16 protein-coding genes are annotated in these 17,898 nt (G+C 64.6%); 12 read left to right on the top strand and 4 right to left on the bottom strand.

Going from position 1 to position 17,898, the window contains the following annotated elements:
• Positions 1-8 precede the first annotated feature (8 nt).
• The 3 genes from GY937_01915 to GY937_01905 all read right to left on the bottom strand — a co-directional run bounded on the left by GY937_01915 (position 9) and on the right by GY937_01905 (position 3,309).
• On the bottom strand, positions 9-1,232 hold the full coding sequence (locus GY937_01915) for an ABC transporter permease (protein ID MCP5055460.1): 1,224 nt from the start codon (positions 1,230-1,232) through the stop codon (positions 9-11).
• A 65-nt stretch (positions 1,233-1,297) separates the two neighbouring features.
• On the bottom strand, positions 1,298-1,975 hold the full coding sequence (locus tag GY937_01910; GenBank protein MCP5055459.1) for an ABC transporter ATP-binding protein: 678 nt from the start codon (positions 1,973-1,975) through the stop codon (positions 1,298-1,300).
• A complete protein-coding gene (locus GY937_01905; GenBank protein MCP5055458.1) occupies positions 1,972-3,309 on the bottom strand; it encodes an efflux RND transporter periplasmic adaptor subunit in 1,338 nt (445 codons plus the stop codon). The genes GY937_01910 and GY937_01905 overlap by 4 nt, the downstream gene beginning before the upstream one ends.
• 119 nt (positions 3,310-3,428) lie before the next feature.
• On the opposite strand from GY937_01905, the gene GY937_01900 reads away from it, so the two are divergent.
• The 9 genes from GY937_01900 (at position 3,429) to GY937_01860 (ending at position 13,374) form a co-directional block, all read left to right on the top strand.
• Positions 3,429-4,181, top strand: coding sequence for a hypothetical protein (locus GY937_01900; protein ID MCP5055457.1), 753 nt, complete (start codon positions 3,429-3,431; stop codon positions 4,179-4,181).
• Complete coding sequence (locus GY937_01895) at positions 4,159-5,163, top strand: zinc-dependent alcohol dehydrogenase family protein (GenBank protein ID MCP5055456.1); 1,005 nt, start codon at positions 4,159-4,161, stop codon at positions 5,161-5,163. Before GY937_01900 ends, GY937_01895 begins: the two co-directional genes overlap by 23 nt.
• A gap of 279 nt (positions 5,164-5,442) precedes the next feature.
• Positions 5,443-6,648, top strand: coding sequence for an acyl-CoA dehydrogenase family protein (locus tag GY937_01890; protein MCP5055455.1), 1,206 nt, complete (start codon positions 5,443-5,445; stop codon positions 6,646-6,648).
• A 41-nt stretch (positions 6,649-6,689) separates the two neighbouring features.
• Positions 6,690-7,478: a hypothetical protein gene (locus GY937_01885; protein ID MCP5055454.1), complete on the top strand. Its 789-nt coding sequence runs from the start codon at positions 6,690-6,692 to the stop codon at positions 7,476-7,478.
• A gap of 42 nt (positions 7,479-7,520) precedes the next feature.
• Entirely contained in the window at positions 7,521-8,753 is a 1,233-nt protein-coding gene (locus tag GY937_01880; protein ID MCP5055453.1) for a thiolase family protein, read from the top strand.
• Positions 8,754-8,763: 10 nt separating this feature from the next.
• Entirely contained in the window at positions 8,764-10,383 is a 1,620-nt protein-coding gene (locus GY937_01875; GenBank protein ID MCP5055452.1) for an ATP-dependent acyl-CoA ligase, read from the top strand.
• Positions 10,380-11,024, top strand: a complete 645-nt coding sequence (locus tag GY937_01870) for a TetR/AcrR family transcriptional regulator (GenBank protein ID MCP5055451.1) — start codon at positions 10,380-10,382, stop codon at positions 11,022-11,024. Before GY937_01875 ends, GY937_01870 begins: the two co-directional genes overlap by 4 nt.
• Positions 11,025-11,054: 30 nt before the next feature.
• Entirely contained in the window at positions 11,055-12,086 is a 1,032-nt protein-coding gene (locus tag GY937_01865; GenBank protein MCP5055450.1) for an LLM class flavin-dependent oxidoreductase, read from the top strand.
• A gap of 100 nt (positions 12,087-12,186) precedes the next feature.
• Entirely contained in the window at positions 12,187-13,374 is a 1,188-nt protein-coding gene (locus GY937_01860; protein ID MCP5055449.1) for a hypothetical protein, read from the top strand.
• Between the two features lie 54 nt (positions 13,375-13,428).
• Here GY937_01860 and GY937_01855 read toward each other — a convergent pair whose 3' ends face one another.
• Positions 13,429-13,746 (bottom strand): TraR/DksA family transcriptional regulator, encoded by a 318-nt coding sequence (locus GY937_01855; GenBank protein MCP5055448.1) that lies wholly within the window; start codon positions 13,744-13,746, stop codon positions 13,429-13,431.
• 331 nt (positions 13,747-14,077) lie between these two features.
• On the opposite strand from GY937_01855, the gene GY937_01850 reads away from it, so the two are divergent.
• The 3 genes from GY937_01850 to GY937_01840 all read left to right on the top strand — a co-directional run bounded on the left by GY937_01850 (position 14,078) and on the right by GY937_01840 (position 17,887).
• On the top strand, positions 14,078-15,706 hold the full coding sequence (locus tag GY937_01850; GenBank protein ID MCP5055447.1) for a nitrite reductase: 1,629 nt from the start codon (positions 14,078-14,080) through the stop codon (positions 15,704-15,706).
• A gap of 33 nt (positions 15,707-15,739) precedes the next feature.
• Positions 15,740-16,336: a cytochrome C554 gene (locus tag GY937_01845; protein ID MCP5055446.1), complete on the top strand. Its 597-nt coding sequence runs from the start codon at positions 15,740-15,742 to the stop codon at positions 16,334-16,336.
• Positions 16,337-16,792: 456 nt separating this feature from the next.
• Positions 16,793-17,887 carry a 4Fe-4S dicluster domain-containing protein gene (locus GY937_01840; GenBank protein ID MCP5055445.1) on the top strand — a complete coding sequence of 365 codons (1,095 nt, stop codon included), beginning with the start codon at positions 16,793-16,795 and terminating at the stop codon, positions 17,885-17,887.
• The last annotated feature ends 11 nt before the right edge of the window (positions 17,888-17,898 follow it).

Genomic DNA, 17,898 nt, shown 5'->3' with positions numbered 1-17,898 from the left:
GCGTTCTCTCATGAGACGCGCAACGCGGCAGAGGGATCGACTCTCCCCGCCAACCTGGCCGGGCCGATGGCGGCCCCCAGCCCGACCAACGAGAGGATGAACGCCGTCGTTACCAACACGGCCGGGGAGATCACTGGATCCGGGACGGCTGGCGGAAGCGGCAGGAGAGCAATGACGAAGCAGATCCCGATGGCAAGGACGATTCCCGCAACTCCACCACCAATGACGATCGCGAAAGTCTCGGCCACGATCTGCAAGAGCAGATCACTCCGCCGCGCTCCGCAGGCGCGGCGCATGGCGAGCTCGCGGCGCCTGCCGTTGACGAGCGCGACCATCAGATTTGCCACGCCAACCCCGGAGAGAGCCAGGGTGAGCGTCCCAACGACTCCCAGGAGCAGCTCGAGGGCGACGAAGACGTTGCGGATCCCGCCGATGATGTCGGGCACGCTCTCGAAGCGGAGCGCCTCGTCGTCGCCGGAAACGAGCCGATGGCGGGGCGCGAGCGCACGCCGGATATCGCGCTCCAGGAGCGAAGCGTCGGAGATGCGCAGAGGCTCGACGAAGACATGGTCGATTTCGTCGCCCCGGGCAAAGACCCGCTGACCGGCCGAGAGTGGGACGAACGCCATGTTGTCGTGAAGGTCCCTGTTCGTCATGAACTGGAAGCCTTTCTCCTCGAGTACGCCGACGACCAGGAAGGTGCTCCCGGAGATGCGCACCGGCTGGCCCAACACATCGCCGCGGGGAAAGAGGACCCGGGCAAGAACGGCGCCGAGAACCGCGACCTGTTGCGCCTCGGCTTCGTCGCGCACATCGAGGTAGCGACCCCGTGCGATCTGGTGATTCCGGATCACGGCCAGCTCCGGGTGCCCTGCGGAAACCACCGTTGCCCTTGTCTTGGAATGGGTCTCGGCGGTGGTGGACGCGATGATCTCCCCAGCCGCCAGAGCAATGCGCGGGCTCGCGGCGCGAATCCGCAGCACGTCCTCATCCTCGAGCCGCACGGGGCGGCCTGGACGGAGGCCACCATTCTCGGCGGTCGTGTATTCCCCATCGACGGTCGTCCAACGGGATCCGGTCTTGTCGACGCCGAGATCCAGGAATGCCATGAAACCCGTGCCCACGGCGAGCAGCAGCACCACGCTGGCACTGCCCCAGACGAGGCCCACGAAGGTGAGCAGGTGCCGGCGCCAGCTATCGCGAAGCTCCAGCGCGGCATCCTCGAGCAGCACCGGGAGAAGCCGCAGGGCCCGACGACGACGGGAACCGGATCGCGATCGCCGGGAGCGTCCCGACCTCATGCAGATGGTCCGGTCACGCGGCCATCGCGCAAGCGGATCACCCGGCCCGCTCGGCCTGCTACATCGTCGCTATGCGTGACGACGACCAAGGTGCGCCCCTCTGCGTTCAATTCCTCGAAGAGCGACAAGATCTCTTCGCTGGTGGCCTCGTCCAGGTTTCCGGTGGGCTCGTCTGCGAGGACGACGCGAGGCTCGTTCACGAGGGCCCGGGCGATCGCGACCCGCTGGCGCTCGCCGCCGGAAAGCTGGGCCGGCCGATGGTCGAGCCGATGGCCCAGCCCGACACGCTCGAGAAGGACGCGTGCCCGATCCTCCCGCTCGGCGCGGGGCACACCCGCGTACAGCAGGGGCAGGGCTGCATTTCGGAGAGCGCTCATCCGCGGCATCAGGTTGAAGGTCTGGAACACGAAGCCGAGGCGGTGGGCGCGAAGATCGGCCAGCTCGTCGTCGCTCCACTCCTCCACGGGCTCACCCTCGAACAGGACACTGCCCTCCGTCGGACGCGAGAGTGCGCCCAGGATCTCGAGGCAGGTCGTCTTACCCGAACCAGATGGGCCCATGATCGCGACGAACTCGCCTTCCCGGACTTCGACGTCGACGCCCCGGAGGATCTCGACTTCCTGCTCTCCGAGTGCGAACCGCTTGCGCACGCCGCCCAGGGCCAACAAGCTCATCCGGCGCTCCCGAGAACCTCGAGCAAGACCATGTCTCCCTCTTCGAGGCCCCCCTGCACCACCGTGTGGAAGCCGTCGCTGGCACCTTCGTCGATGCGCACCCATTCCGCGCCGCCGCCCTCCCCTGCGCCACGACGGACACGCGGCCCGTCGCCATCGCGATCGATCGCGTTGTTGGGCACGAGCAGCACGTCCGCGTGGCGACCGACCTGGATCCTGGTGTCGGCCGACATACCCACCCGCGCCCGTGGGTCGTGGCTCAGCTCGATCTCCACCTCGAAGCTCGAAACCGTTCCTTCGGCTTGCCCTGCGGACGACACCTTGCGGACCTGACCATCCATGGGTTCGTCGGGGAAGGCGTCGATCCGCACTTCGACCCGTTGGCCGACCCGCACGGCAGCAACGTCATTCTCGTCGACTTCGGCCAGCACGTGCAGGCGACGGTCGTCGGCAAGGGTGACGACCACGGTTCCGCCGTTCTGGAGATCGGCGACGGCGGTTCCCACCTCGACATGGCGCCGCACGACGACCCCGCCGATCGGCGAACGAATGATCGACTTCTCGACATCTCGACGCATCCGACGGAGCGAGTTCTCCGCTTCGCGAACCGAGGCGTGACGCGCGGCCTTCTCGGCATGGGCATCACCCAGGCTGATCTCGGCAAGCGCCGCGCGATACTCCTCGAGTTCCAGCGTCTCGCGGGAGGCGATGCCTTGCCCATGGAGCCCCTCCACCCGCTCGTGGTCGCGCTGTGCCTTTCGAAGCTCGATCTCCGCTCGGCCAACCAGATCGACCCGAGCCCGGGCGCGGCGTTCTGCGAGGGCGGCTTCCAACTCCGCCACTCGATCTTCGAGGCGCTCACGATCGAGTTCGACGAGGGGCTGACCGGGCTCGACCCGATCTCCGTTGTCGACATGCACCAGGGCAACGATGCCCGGAATCTCGGACTGAACGACGACCCGTGCACTGGGCTCGAGACTTCCGTTGGCGATGACCAGCTCTCGGAGGATGCCGCGCTCGACGGGGACCGCATTCAGATGGGAAGGCAGGTCGCCGTCCTGCGGTCCGAGGCCGGAGGTGAGGCCCATGTAGGCCGATGCCAGGAGCAGGCTCGTCGCACCGATGCCGAGGAGTGCTCTTCCGGACTTTCGGATCCAGCTGGATCCCCGGGCGCGCTTGTTGGTCATGCCCTGCGAAAGAGCAAGTTTCGGGCCATCCGGAACCAGCGTGGAACGGCCTGCGACGGTTCCGCAGAGCCCCGGATGCAGCCCAGGAGCGACACTGCAGCTCCCTGCCTGCACCGTTCCGCTGTTCTCGGGGCCGGAACGACGCAAGCCCTGCCCGCCGTGCCTTTCCAAATCCCACCCTGTAGCCTGGGAGCGCTCGCGCGGAAGGCTTGGGGATGGCCGGCTCGCCGCAATCAGCGGCCGTGGGTCCGGATTCGAGGGCGCCGGTGTATCGCAGCCTTGATCCGCAATCGATCGCGGACGCAGCCGAGGTGCTGGCCCGTCGCATTGGCGAACGTTTCCACGCGTCGGGGCTCGAGGACGCTGCGGGAGAGCTCGTGCGCGTCGCCAGGGAGGTTCAGCAGCGATCGGAGGAGATCGCGAAGCCCAATCTTCCCCTGCGGATCGCGATCGGAGTGCTGGGCTTCCTGCTCGTCGCCACCCTGGTCATCGCCATCTCCTCCTCCCACATGCCCAGCGCAGGTTTCGCATTGCCCGCGCTGATCCAGGTGACGGAGGGCGGGATCAACGTGATGCTGCTCTTCGGCGGCGCCGCGATCTTCCTGCTCAGCGCGGAGCGACGCCTGCAGCGGAGGAAAGCCCTCGCCGCCATCCACGAACTGCGCGCCCTCGCCCACGTCGTCGACATGCGCCAGCTGACGAAGGACCCCCAGCGCGTGCTCGACGCCAGCTTCGTGGCGACGGCCTCCTCTCCCAGCCAGGCCATGTCGGCCTTCGAGATCTCCCGGTACCTGGACTATTGCAGTGAGATCTTCGCCTTGATCGGAAAGTTGGCCGCGGTCTACGCACGCGATTTCGAAGATTCGGCGGTCATCGCCTCGGCGGGTGACGTGGAAGCGCTGACCACCGGGCTCTCCCGAAAGGTCTGGCAGAAGTTGATGATCCTGCGTTTCGGTCCGGGTGTCCCCTCGTCCGGGGGCGTGCTAACGGATGCGCATGCGCGTGATGGAGCTCGATGAGCCCCGGCCTGTGGCGGAAGAGCCGCTGCGCCTGGCCGAACGTCCTTTGCCCCAGCCTGGCCCGGGTGAGCTTCGCGTGCGGGTCGAGGCATGCGGCGTATGTCGCACCGACCTCCACGTGGTCGAGGGAGATCTGGGCGTTCGCCGTCCCCATGTGATCCCGGGTCACGAGGTGGTGGGACGTGTGGAGGCACTCGGTGCCGGGGTGACCGAACCCAGGCTAGGCGAGAGGGTCGGCGTCGCGTGGTTGCATCGCAGCTGCGGCCAATGCCGCTTCTGCCTTCGAGGCGATGAGAACCTGTGCCTGAAGCCCGCCTTCACCGGCTGGGATTGTGATGGTGGCTATGCGGAGGCCGTGATCGCCCCGGCGGAATTCGTTCATCGGCTGCCGGAGGACGCCGACCCAACCCAGCTGGCACCGCTCCTATGCGCCGGCGTCATCGGCTACCGCGCCTGGGTTCGATCGAGGGTCAAGCCGGGTGGACGCCTGGGACTCTACGGCTTTGGCGGCTCCGCCCACATCGTGCTCCAGATCGCACGCCAGCATCGCTGTCGCGTCTACGTAGCGAGCCGCGGAGGCCGCCATCAGGCGCTGGCTCGGGAGATGGGGGCCGAATGGGTCGGCGACGCGAACGAGCCGATGCCCGAGCGACTCGATGGCGCGATCCTGTTTGCGCCCGTCGGGACGCTCGTGCCGCCCGCACTCGAAGCGCTCGATCGAGGCGCCACCCTCGCCGTTGCCGGCATCCACCTGAGCCAGATCCCGGCCCTCGACTACGCCCGACACCTGTTCCAGGAGCGCCAGTTGGTGAGCGTCACCGCCAACACACGTGAGGATGCGCGTGCGTTGTTACGCCTTGCGGAAGAGATTCCCATCCGCCCCCACACCCTCTCCTATCCGTTGGAGCGCGCGAACGAGGCGCTCCTCGATCTTGCCGAGGATCGCATTCGAGGCGCAGCGGTCCTCGAGGTCGGCAGGTAGGGATCCAGGCCCTCGGCTCAGAGGGGTGATCTGACGACTGGTGAAAGGAGCCGACCCGCACGCGATGCGCTGTGTGTAGGCCTCGTGAGGCGGGCGCTCGTCAGTGGATCTCAGGGCGAGCTCGCCACTGCTCGTTCATGCACGTCTCCTACTCCCGCCCTGCGGTGGGCGATCGGCCCGGTCGGGATCGGGTGAACTATTTCCAATTCGAAACTTGACGCAGGTGTCATCTTCGTGTTGAATGCCGATGGCGACTGGCATCGCCCTCGGGAGGATCTCATGCCCATGGAAGACATCGACGTTGGCCTCTCCGAAGAGGAGAGGGCCGTCCGCGACATGACCCACAAGTTCGCCGAGGAGGTCATGCGGCCAGCGGGCCTCGAGCTCGATCGTCTCGCGGATCCCTCGGATGTGATCGCGAGCGATTCGGTGTTGTGGAATGTGTTCGAGAGATACCGGGAGCTCGGCATCGGCATGTTCGAGGCGGGCGACGGGGAAGTCGATCCGATCGCGGCGGCCCGGGTCCGGTATCTGGTGAACGAGCAGCTTGGTTGGGGAGATGCCGGACTCGCGATCAGCCTCGGCGTGATGGGCTTCCCTACCATGTTTGCGGGGCTGTCCGGAAAGCCCGAGCTCGTCGAGCGCTTCGCGCCGCCGGAGAGCAAAGAGATCGGCTGCTGGGCGATCACCGAGCCGGACCACGGCAGCGATACGCTCGCCTTCGGTGAGTTGAAAGTTCCAGAGGGGTCGATCCGTGCGAACTGCACCGCGACCCTGGATGGCGACGAGTACGTGATTCGGGGCCAGAAGGCGGCGTGGGTCTCGAACGGAACCATCGCCACGGTGGCCACGCTCTTCTGCACGATCGATCCGAGCCGGGGTTTCAAGGGGGGCGGCGTTGCGCTGGTGCCCCTGGACTTGCCGGGTGTCTCCCGGGGCAAGCCGCTGGACAAGCTCGGGCAGCGGGCCCTCAACCAGGGCGAGATCTTCTTCGACGACGTGCGGATTCCGGCCGATTACATGGTCGTGGGCGCGGACGCCTACAGCGGGATCGTCGAAATGGTGCTCGCGACCGCGAACGCGGCCATGGGAAGCATCTTCGTGGGCGTCGCCAGCGCGGCTTTCGAGCATGCGCTCGCCTACTCGAAAGAGCGCATCCAGGGAGGCGTGCCGATCTTCGAGCACCAGAGCGTGAAGGCGAAGATCTTCCGGATGTTCAGTCGCGTAGAAGCAGCCCGTTCGCTCGCCCGACGCGTGGCGCTCTACAACTCGACGCAGCCGCCCTTGCTCCAGTACTCGATCGCATCGAAGACCTACTGCACGCAGACCGCGTTCGAGGTTGCGAGCGACGCCCTGCAGATCTTTGGTGGAAATGGGCTGACCCGTGAGTACCCCATCGAGAAGCTGCTCAGAGACGCCCGTGCCTCGATGATCGAGGACGGTTGCAACGACATCCTCAGCCTGGTCGGAGCTGAAAAGCTCTAGATCGCCGAGGAACGGAACCCAGAGGGAGAGGAGATCAGGAAATGGAACTCAGGCAGGTCATCGGCAACAGGCGATCCATACGCTTCCTGCTGCCTTACAAGCCCGTCGAGCCCGAGAAGATCCAGCGCATGCTGGAAGCCGCGCGCATTGCCTCTCATTGGGGGAACGTGCAGAGCCTGCGCGCCGTGGTCGTCTTCAAGGACACGGCTTCGCAGGAGGTGAGGGACGCGCTGCTCGCACCGATCGCCGGCTTCCAGATCCGCATCGCTCCGGTCGTGATCGTCTGGTACCTGGAGACGGCAGCGGTCGACGAGCAATCGGACAGGCTTCGCGAGCTGTTGAAGGCCGGTGCCCTCGGCTTTGGCGAAGGCAAGGAGAAGGCCCTCGAGGAGCAGATCATCCCGATCTTCTCATCGCTCCTCGAGCAGTTCAAGGAGCCGGGCATGAATGAAATCGACTGTGGACAGGGCATCGCCCAGGCCACGTTGATGGCGTTCGAACAGGGGCTCGGAACCTGCTGCCTGGGGACGCCTCACGGCGAGCAGATTCGCGAGAACCTGGGGCTGCCGGAATCCTGTCGCGTGCTACTCCTGCAGACGGTGGGCTACCCGGCCGAGAGCCCGGAGGCGGGCGGCCAGCGCCCTCGCCAGCCTTTCGACAAGCTCTTCCACATGAATGGCTATGGGAATGCGTTCCCGCGCTCCCAGGAAGTGCTCGACGAACTCGAAGCGGACGGATTGATCCAGAGCCAGTCACCAACAGCCTGGCGCGAGGAAGAACTCGAATACTTGAAGAATGCCCTCGGCGTAAAGGGGCACGGCCTGCTTTGAGCCGGCTCATCGGATCCGGGGCGAGAACATAGGAGTGAACGGATGAAACTGAACGCGGTCATCGCGGGTGTCGGGATGACGCCCTTCGGAAAGCATATGGAAACGGGTCTCAAGGCCCTGGGTGCCGACGCGGTCCAGCTGGCCATCGCCGATTCCGGCCTCGGCCTGGACGATCTGCAAGCGGCCTATGTCGGCAACGCGGCCGCCGGCCTCGTTACGGGTCAGGAATGTATCCGCGGCCAGGTCATCCTTCGCTCGATCGGCCTCGGCAAGCTGCCGGTCGTGAACGTGGAGAATGCCTGCGCAAGCTCCTCGACGGCACTTCACGAAGCAGCCGCGATGGTGTCCGCCGGTCTCTACGACGTCGTTCTCGCGCTGGGCGTCGAGAAGCTCTACCACGCGGACAAGCGGAAGTCCTTTGCGGCGTTCAGCGGCGCGGTGGATGTCGAGGCCATGCAAGGGATCATGAAGCGCCTGCAGGAGAGTGCGAAGGAGAGCGGTGCCAAGAGCGGCGCTTCCGGCGCGGGCGAAAAGCGCTCGATGTTCATGGACATCTACGCCGCCGCCGCACGCGGACACATGGCCAACTATGGAACCACCGTCGAGCAATTCGCCGGCGTCTCGGCGAAGAACTCCTTCCACGGAAGCATGAACCCGCGGGCGCAGTTTCGGGAGGCTCTGTCCATCGAAGACGTGCTGGCCTCTCCGATGATTGCCGAGCCTCTGACGCGCCCCATGTGCTCGCCGATCGGCGACGGCGCGGCTGCGGTCGTGCTCGTCAGCGAAGCCAAGGCGCGCGAGCTCGGCATCCAGAAACCCGTGAAGATCACCTCGAGCGTGCTGCGTTCCGGTTGGGATCACGAGTACGGCGAGGACGGTGCGGGCGAGGTCTGCTCGCGAACGGCCTACGAAGAGGCCGGCGTGGGCCCGGAAGACCTGAGCGTCGTTGAATTGCACGACGCCTCGGCCCCGGCCGAGGTCATGGCCTACGAGTACCTGGGGCTCTGCCCGAAGGGTGAGGGCGGCAAGCTGGTCAGCGACGGCACAACGCGCCTCGGCGGGCGCCTGCCGGTCAACACCTCGGGCGGCTTGCTTCGCAAGGGCCATCCCGTGGGTGCTACGGGCATCGCCCAGATCGTCGAGCTGGCCGAGCAGTTGCAGGGACGCTCCGGAGACCGCCAGGTCGAGGGAGCCCGCGTCGGGCTGGCCCAGAATGGCGGAGGCAACATCGGCCCTGATGTTGCCGCGATGGTCGTGACGATTCTCCAGTCCTGAAGAGGGAAGCATGCGCGAACGCAGTGAAATGATCCTGGCGGATCTGGTGCAGATCCGCGCCGAACAGAAGCCCGACCTCGACGTCCTCACCTTCGAGCACCTGAGCCTCGACGGTGACGCGACGCCGGACGAGGTTCGCACCTACTCGGAGCTGACGACGAACGGCAACCGGCTTGCGGCAGCACTGATCGAGCGTGGCATGGAGCGCGGCGATCGTTTCGCCCTGATGATGCGCAACCACCCGGAGTTCGTGGAGGCGATGATCGCCGCCTCCATCACCGGCTGTGTCTTCGTGCCGATCGACCCTCGGACGAAGGGCGAGAAGCTGGCGTACATGTTGCGCAACGCCGGCTGCCACGGTGCGGTATGCGGTGACTACGCCCTGCGCGAGATCGTCTCGGCGCAGAAGGACAATGCGGACATCGCATGGGTCCTGGCCCTCGAATCCGGGGAAGGGAAGGACCTCCTTCCGCTCTCGGAAGCCCGAGGTGTCGACTCACTCGCCGAAGTGCTTTCCAAGCCGGCATCGACGGTGGATGTCCGCCTCGAGGGTCCGAACGATCCCCTGCAGATCATCTACACCTCTGGAACGACCGGCGACCCGAAGGGCGTCGTCTTCCCCAATGCCCGCTTTGGCTCCTATGCCGGCGTCGGATTGATCGCGGGCTACCAGCCGGACGAGCGCCCCTACACGGGCCTCTCGCTCACCCACGGGAATGCCCAGGCCGTGACGCTCGGTCCGTCGCTGGCGATGAGTCTTCGCGGCGTCTTCAGCCGGAAGTTCACGAAGTCGAAGCTCTGGGACGTGTGTCGCACGCGAGGCTGCACCAGCTTTTCGCTGCTCGGCGGCATGGCCACGGCCATCTACTCGGAACCGCGAAAGCCGAACGACGGCGACAATCCGGTTCGCCGCGTGATGAGCGCCGGAATGCCGGCAGCCATCTGGGAATCGTTCGCGGAACGCTTCCAGGTAGAGATCTTCGAATGGTACGGCGCCATCGAGGGCGGGCTCGCCTTCAACCCGGGCGGCACGGGCCCGATGGGTTCCTTCGGGAAGCCGGCCCCGGGGCTCGAGATGAAGGTCCTCGACGAAAACGACCAGGAATGCCCGGCCGGCGTTCAGGGTGAGATCTGCTCGCGGCCGATGGATGGCAGCGGCGCGAGCGTCGAGTACCACGAGAATCCGTCGGCTTCGGAGAAGAAGACCCGCGGCGGCTGGCTTCGTAGCGGCGACATCGGCCATACCGATGCCGAGGGCTGGTTCTACTTCGACTACCGAAAGGGCGGAGGAATCCGCCATAACGGCGATTTCGTCAACATCAGTTTCGTCGAGAAGGCGATCGCGGAGGTGCCCTCAGTCACGGACGTCTTCATCTATGGGGTCGAGGCTGCCTCTGGCGCTCCGGGAGAGAAGGACGTCGTCGCGGCCATCGTACCGACGGATGCCGCCGGCTTTTCTCCCGCGGCCGTCTTCGAAGCATGTCGCACTGCCCTGGAATCGAACTTCGTACCTTCCTACCTCCAGGTCGTCGACGAAATTCCCAAGACGGCCTCCGAGAAACCCCAGGAGCGCTTTCTCCTGGCCGCTTTCTCCAAGGATGCGGATAACGTCTTCGTCGAGCGATCTTGAGCGGACGGAGTACGCCGTCGCGCCGCCACGAGGAAGACGGCGAGGTCGAGATCGGCAAGCGTGCACGCAATGCCGCGCGCAATCGGGCGGAAATCCTCCGGGCTGCCCACGATGCCTTCTGCGAACTGGGATTCGGTGCCACGACCGTGCGTGACATCACTCGCCGTACCGACCTGGCCAGCGGCACCTTCTACAACTACTTCCCCGACAAGGAAGCCCTGCTCCACGAGCTCATCGGCGATTTCCAGATCGAACTCCGAAGACGCGTCCACGAAGCCCGCGAAGCCGCAGAAACGCTGGAAGACCTGCTGCGATCCGCGTTCAGGATCTGCTTCGAAATCTTCGTCGAGGACGAAATGGTCCTGGCGCTGCTGACACGCAACGCCGGAGAGATCGAAGAACTGATGTCTCACAAGGCATTGGAGCCGGCGATCGCCGATCTCACGAAGGATCTTCGCTCCAAGGCGAAGGAGGGCGTCGTGCCCGCGATGGATTTCGATCTCGTCGCCCTGGCCGCCATCGGTGTAGCGAGTGAGCTGGCGATCCATTGCGTACGCACGAAGGCCGACGTGGAGAAGGCAACCACATTTGCCACCGAGCTCTTCCTCGGTGGGATCGAACGGATGAGTCGGAAGAACTGAAGCCTGCATGACAACGCCGGGAGGCAATCGATGACGAACAGCGAACCCTCGAGCCCGCGACACTGGAGTGTGCTGCAGCCGCTCCCCGCCCCGATTCTCGTCGAAATGGCCCGCCAGGCCGAAGCCAGGGGAATCCATGGTTGCTTCGCGCCGCAGGTCATGGGCCCACCCTTCCTACCCCTGGCTGTCGCGGCCGGTGTGACGGAGCGCTTGCAATTGGCCAGTGGCATCGCCATCGCGGCTGCCCGAAGCCCCTTCGAGACGGCCATGGCCGCCATCGACATGGATCGGATCTCCGGTGGACGTTTCACATTGGGCGTCGGCGCGAGTGTGCAAGCATGGTCCCACGGAGTCTTTGGCGCACCCGTGCACAAGCCCGTCACGCACCTGAGGGAAACGGTAGAAGCCATTCGCCACATCGTGAGCGGTGCTCACAAGGGGCTCGAGCCCTTCGAAGGCGAGTACTACCAGGCGGATTTCAAGGAACTCCAGCCGACGGCAGCGCCGCTGCGCGAGGAGATTCCAATCTGGGTCGCCGCCCTACGAGCCCCGATGGTCCGGATGGCGGCACAGGTCGCGGACGGCCTGATCGGCCACCCGATGTGGTCGATCGAGTGGGCAAAGGAATCGATGGCTCCGGAACTCGACCGGGCTCTCGAAGCCGCCGGCCGGGGCCGCAGCGACATCGAGGTCAATATCTGGCCCTGGGCGGCGCCCAATCCCAACGAGGCCGAGGCCATCGAGGATTCACGGCCGACGATCGCGTTCTACGGCGGCGTGAAGCAATACGAATCCTTCTTCGAGGCACACGGCTTCCTCGATGTCGCGCGCAAGCTCCAGGAGGGTGTCCAACGAGGCGACTACATGAGCGTCGCGCACCTGGTTCCCGACGAAATGGTGCGCGCCTTCGTCAGCGTCGGAGAGCCCGAAAAGGTGCGCGAGCGGATCGGCAAGCTCGATGGCCTGGCCGATTCGATCTGCATCGTCCCCCCGGCGTACGGCCTCGGCCCGGAGAAGGCGTTCTTCTACGCAACCGCAATCGCCGAGACCTTTCACACCTAGGGCCAGATCCGTTCGGCTGGAGAAACCCGCCAGTCGGCGGAGATGAGTATGATTGCGCTCTTCCCGATTGCGCTCTGCGCAGGAACGCCCAGGGGGAATTGTGGAATTCGACGAAACCCAACAAGTCATGGAGTCCGTGATCCGCGATTTCTGCAATCGCGAAATCGAGCCACGCATCCCCGAACTCGAAGCCGGCAGCCTCTCGCCATTCGAAATCATGGGCGAAATGTCCGATGCCCTCGACATCGAGGGGTTGATCACCTCCGGTGCCATCGCCGACCCGGCTGTCCCGGCCATCATCTCCAAGGAACTCGCCCGCGTGAGCCCGGGTCTTGCGCTCTCCGTCGTTTCGAATTTCGGCTGCGGAGCGACGATCCTCACCCGAGGCTCCGCCGAACTGATCCAGCGCTGCGGCATGCCCGTGCTCTCGCTGAAGAAAGCGGGTTGTTGGGCGCTGACCGAGCCTGAGAGTGGCTCCGACGCCTTTGCCCTGAAAACGACTGCGCGCATCGAGGGCGACGAGGTCGTGCTGAATGGCAGCAAGGCTTTCTCCTCCAACGCTCCGGAAGCCGAGGTGCTGCTCATCTATGCACGCCTCGAGGGAGGCGATTCGCGCGACAAACGACGCATCTATCCCGTTGTCGTAGAACGCGGAACGGACGGCCTGACGACCGGGCCGCCGCTGCAGAAATTCGGCATGCATGCTTCTCCCACGGGCGACATCTTCCTCGACGACGTGCGCGTACCCCGCGAGAATCTCCTGGGAGATCCGGATCGCCCCGCCCGCGCCACTGCGGAACAGACATTGAGCGGCGAGCGCGCGGTCATCGTCGCGATGTGTCTGGGTGTGATCGAGCGCAGCCTCGAAGAAGCGGTCAGGCATGCGACCCAGCGGGTTCAGTTCGGAAAACCCATCGCGGCGTTTCAGCTCACACAACAGAAACTCGGCCGTATGTACGTTTCCCTCGAGAACGTTCGCAATTCGATGTTCGAGTTGATCCGTGCACAAAAGGACGGAGACCTGACGGAGCGGAAAGTCAGTGCCGCCAAATGGTATGCGACCGAAAAGGCCGCCAGTGCCGCGCTCGACGCGATGCAGATCATGGGCGGCGCGGGTTATCTCCGAGAGCATGCTCCGGAGCGGTTGTTCCGCGATATCAAGCTCTGGACGGTCGGTGGCGGAACGAGTGAAATCCAACAACTCACCATCGCCAAAGATCTACTGCGCCAACACGGTTTCGAAATCGACCTCGCGGGCGGGTACCGCGTCGACGGGATCGAAGGCTAGACCGGCACGGGAATCAAGATTCCGGTCGAACATGTCGGGGCCTGAAAAATGATGTCAGCTGGCGCAATCGACGCAGGTTGGCGTGTGCGGAATCACTTCGAGACGGCGCTCGTCGATCGCACCGCCGCATTGGGCGCAGGTGCCAAAGGTACCGGCAGCGATTCGCAAGAGTGCCGCTTCGATGGCATCGAACTCCTGCCGGCCCGCGGCGTCGAGGCCCTCCAGGACTTCGTCGTTCTCCGCCTCCGTGGCCCGTTCCTCTGAATCCGGATCCGGGGTGCGGCGCAGATCATCGGTGATCCGCCCGACCCGGCGACCGATCTTCCGGCGTCGCTCCTCGAGCCTCTTCTGATGTGCTTCGACTGAAACCATGGTGCCCAAAACCCCCACTGAAAGCGGAGCCCACTTCGAAGGCCCACCTGGGTCCAGACGCAAACGCAATGCCAGCCCGAGCTGGCCTCGATCGGCCGCGCGAAGTGGCTGACTGCTGCATTTCGACCCACTACCGGTTATTCCGGGTCGTTCTTCCTCGCCCGGAGGCAACTGGCCGGGCCCTCCCCGGGGCCCATTTCCATCTCCTTGATGGCCTGAATGCCCATCAAAGCTGGGCTTTCTGGATTGGCCCTCCCGACCAGCGAGCGGAGGAGCATGCGGGCATAGGAGTTGCACCGATCCAGCCCATCGAACCAGGGAGACCCAGATCATGAGCCGAATTCATTCCAACTGGTGGTTGAACGCGTTGAGCTGCCTTGTCCTGATGGCATGGGTGCCATTGGCCGCACAGGTCGTAAGCGCCGAAGCCGCACCGAAGCTGAGCGAAGAGGACTTCGACAAGGCCGAATTCATCTATTTCGACCGATGCTCGGGATGTCACGGCGCCCTCCGCAAGGGAGCGACGGGCCCCAACATCAGCGACGAGAAGATGTTGAAGAAGACCCTCCCCGAGCTCGAGGAAGTGATCTTCGACGGGACCGAGGCCGGCATGCCCGGCTGGGGTCGAACCGGTGAAATGACGAAGGCCGAGACGGCGCTGATGGCGAAATTCGTCCAGATTCCGGCTCCGATTCCGCCCGAGATGGGCCTGAAGGCGATGGCGGAAAGCCACAAGGTCATCGTTCCTGTCGAGGCTCGGCCGACGAAGCCGGAGCATGACCGGGACATCCAGAACTACTTCGGCTTCATCCTTCGCGATGCCGGCAAGGGCGCGATCATCGATGGAGACACGAAGGAACTCGTCGAAGTACTCGATACCGGGTTCGCCGTGCACATCTTCCGTGCCTCGGCGACAGGCCGATACTTCTACACGATCGGCCGCGACGGCGTCGTCAACCTGATCGATCTCTACTCGGACAAGCCCAAGGTCGTCGCCTCCGTGCGCACGTGCCTGGATGCCCGCTCGATCGACGTGTCCAAGTACAAGGGCCCGAAGGGCGACTTCGAGGACTCTCTCGCGGTCGTGGGCTGCTACTGGCCGCCGCAGATGGTCGTCCTCGACGGACAGACGCTGGAGCCGAAGAAGGTCATCTCCACACGCTCGTCGACCTATGACACGAACGAGTATCACCCGGAGCCCCGGGTTGCGACGATCGTCGCGTCCCACGCGGACTCGGAGTGGGTCGTAGCGATCAAGGAAACCGGAATGGTCTGGTTGGTGGACTACTCCGACCTGGACAATCTCAAGATGACCCAGATCGCTTCCGAGCGGTTCCTCCACGATGGTGGCTGGGATGCGACCAAGCGCTACCTGCTGATCGCGGCCAACATGCGTGACCAGATGGTCGTCATCGACACGAAGGAAAAGAAGTTCGTCGCGAAATTCGAGACGGGCGTAAAGCCTCATCCGGGACGCGGCGCAAACTGGGTCGATCCTGAATTTGGCCCCGTGAGTGCCACCACCCACCTGGGCGAGGGCAAGATCACGGTCTTCGGCTCCGATCCTGCGGGCCATCCCGACCACGCATGGAAGGTGGTTCGCGAACAGGAGACGATGGGGCCGGGGCTGTTCCTGAAGACGCATCCGGAGAGCGAGAACATCTGGGTGGACAGCACCATCGCCAAGGAAGAGGGCGACAACCAGAAGATCTGCGTCTTCAAGAAAGCCTCTTTCGACGACGGGCCCAACTGCTGGAAGGCTACGGAGCACGGCAAGATCGTTCACTTCGAGTACAACAAGGAAGGCAACGAGGTCTGGACCTCCGTCTGGGACAAGAAGGGCGAGATCATCGTCTATGACGACAAGACCCTGAAGGAGAAGAAGCGGATCACGGGCGATTGGCTCGTCACCCCGACCGGCAAGTGGAACGTGCACAACACCGTGCACGACATCTACTAGGCCGATTGGAGAGCTGAGAAAACCATGCTTCGGATGATGACGATCGCCGTCGCCATGATGTGCCTCCTCGCCGGGCCTGCCTTCGCGGGCGGCCCGGCGGGCGAGCACAAATACGGTGGCGTCAAGAAGTGCCGGTCCTGCCACAAGAAGGAACCGATCGGCAACCAGATCGGCTCGTGGGAAAAGACGACCCACGCCACGGCGTTCCAGACCCTCTCCTCGGAACAAGCAAAGGAGTGGGCCACCGAAGCAGGTGTGGCCGACCCGACCACCGACGAGGCCTGCGTGAAGTGCCACGTCACGGCGTACGGTGTTCCCGCAGAACGTCTCGGGATGAAGTTCAAGATCGAAGATGGGGTGCAGTGCGAGGCCTGCCACGGGGCGGGAACGAAATACCGCAAGAAGAAGATCATGATCGATCGTGATCTCGCGGTGGAAAATGGCCTGGTCCTCCAAAGCGCCGAGGTCTGCACGACCTGTCACAACGACGAGAGCCCGGCCTGGGATCCGGGGAAGTACACGCTCGCGGACGGGACCACGACCGGCTTCGACTACGACAAGGCAGTCGCCGAGATCGCACATCCGGTCCCCGAGGGTTACGACCCGATGGCCGAGGACGAGGCTGACTGACAATGGTGGACGACGACCCGGGGGGCGCCGACGATCAATCCCAGCCTGGAGGAGCAGCCACCTGGGTGGTCCTGGGGTTGGCCGTCGTTCTGGTTCTTGGACTGCTCTCGGTCCGCTGCGCCTTCGGTCCCGATGTCGCCCGCTCCTACCCGAGCAGGACGCTGCCGCCTGAGCCTCTGCCGGTACTGCTTCCCCCGCCCGAGATGAATGACGACTACGCGCCTTGCAACGATTGCCACGAAGGTGAGCCGACGGATCCGACGCAGCGCGAGTTCGAGGACGATCACGAAGAGACCGCGCTCGCCCACGGCGACCTCTGGTGCCTGCGCTGCCACGATACGGGCGATCGCGACAGCCTCCGCCTCTCCAACGGAACCCTCGTGGAGTTCGAGGAGTCCTGGAAGCTCTGCACCCAATGCCATGGCCAGCGCCTCGACGAGTGGAAGGCCGGCGTGCATGGGAAACGCACGGGCCACTGGTGGGGCGCCAAGGAGGTTTGGACCTGCGTCGCCTGCCACGACCCGCATTCGCCGAAGTTCAAACCGATCGAGCCGAAGCCGCCTCCGGTTCCGCCTTCCATGGTTACCTGGCAGCCCGACGTCGAGCCGGAGGAAACCGATCGTGAAGAACCCTGAACGGGACGAACACCTCGACGCCAAGGGCGCGTCCAGACGAAAGTTCCTGCGCACGACGGCCGCTGGGGTGGGCGCGGCCGCCGGCGTCCCCGCCGCCGCCGAGGCGTTCGACTTCGAGACGTTCTTCCAGAAGAACTTTCGGCGGATGTCCGACGAGGAGATCGAAGCGCTCAAGGATCGGATGGCTCGGAAGTACGAGAAGAAATTTGGCAAGTCTTTCAATGTCCAGGCCACCGGCCCGGTCGACAATACTCTCTTCGGCTACGGCCTCGACATCTCGCGCTGCATCGGCTGCCGGCGCTGTGTCGATGCCTGCGTCCAGGAGAACAATCAATCCCGCGATCCGGAGATCCAATGGATCCGGGTGCTCGAATTCGAGCGCGAACGCGTGGTACGCGGTTTCGAACTCGACGAAGGGAACCCGTACTACGAGCACGAGCAAGCACCCGCCGAGGGCATGGTGTACCTCCCGATTGCATGCCAGCAATGCGAGGATTCGCCCTGCACCAACGTCTGCCCGACCGGGGCAACCTGGGAAGAGCCCGACGGCATCGTGGTGATCGACTACGACTGGTGCATCGGCTGCCGGTACTGCATGGCGGCGTGCCCCTACGGCGCGAGGCATTTCAACTGGGCCGCGCCCACGATCCCGGCGGACGAGGTGAACACGAACATCCACCCGCTGGGAAATGTGCCGCGCTCACGCGGAGTGGTCGAGAAATGCAGCTTCTGCATCCAGCGAGTCCGAGACGGACGCTACCCGGCATGTCATGAGGCTTGCCCGGTGGGAGCGCGCAAATTCGGGAACCTTCTCGATCCAGATAGCGAGATCTCCTACCTGCTGAAACACAAGCGGACCTTCGTGTTGAAATCCGAACTCGCCACGCGGCCCAAGTTCTTCTACTTCTACGGCTGAGGAGAACCCGG

The organism is bacterium, from assembly GCA_024228115.1.
In the GTDB taxonomy this organism is placed as follows: Bacteria; Myxococcota_A; UBA9160; order UBA9160; family UBA6930.
Note: the sequence above shows the minus strand (reverse complement) of the source record. Positions and strands in the feature narration are given on the sequence as shown.

Coding starts and splice junctions, on each gene's coding strand:
- GY937_01840 (MCP5055445.1), top strand. CDS start 16,793: ATGGGAAACGCACGGGCCACTGGTGGGGCGCCAAGGAGGTTTGGACCT.
- GY937_01880 (MCP5055453.1), top strand. CDS start 7,521: ATGAAACTGAACGCGGTCATCGCGGGTGTCGGGATGACGCCCTTCGGA.
- GY937_01875 (MCP5055452.1), top strand. CDS start 8,764: ATGCGCGAACGCAGTGAAATGATCCTGGCGGATCTGGTGCAGATCCGC.
- GY937_01855 (MCP5055448.1), bottom strand. CDS start 13,746: ATGGTTTCAGTCGAAGCACATCAGAAGAGGCTCGAGGAGCGACGCCGG.
- GY937_01895 (MCP5055456.1), top strand. CDS start 4,159: ATGCGCGTGATGGAGCTCGATGAGCCCCGGCCTGTGGCGGAAGAGCCG.
- GY937_01845 (MCP5055446.1), top strand. CDS start 15,740: ATGATGACGATCGCCGTCGCCATGATGTGCCTCCTCGCCGGGCCTGCC.
- GY937_01885 (MCP5055454.1), top strand. CDS start 6,690: ATGGAACTCAGGCAGGTCATCGGCAACAGGCGATCCATACGCTTCCTG.
- GY937_01865 (MCP5055450.1), top strand. CDS start 11,055: ATGACGAACAGCGAACCCTCGAGCCCGCGACACTGGAGTGTGCTGCAG.
- GY937_01910 (MCP5055459.1), bottom strand. CDS start 1,975: ATGAGCTTGTTGGCCCTGGGCGGCGTGCGCAAGCGGTTCGCACTCGGA.
- GY937_01890 (MCP5055455.1), top strand. CDS start 5,443: ATGCCCATGGAAGACATCGACGTTGGCCTCTCCGAAGAGGAGAGGGCC.
- GY937_01850 (MCP5055447.1), top strand. CDS start 14,078: ATGAGCCGAATTCATTCCAACTGGTGGTTGAACGCGTTGAGCTGCCTT.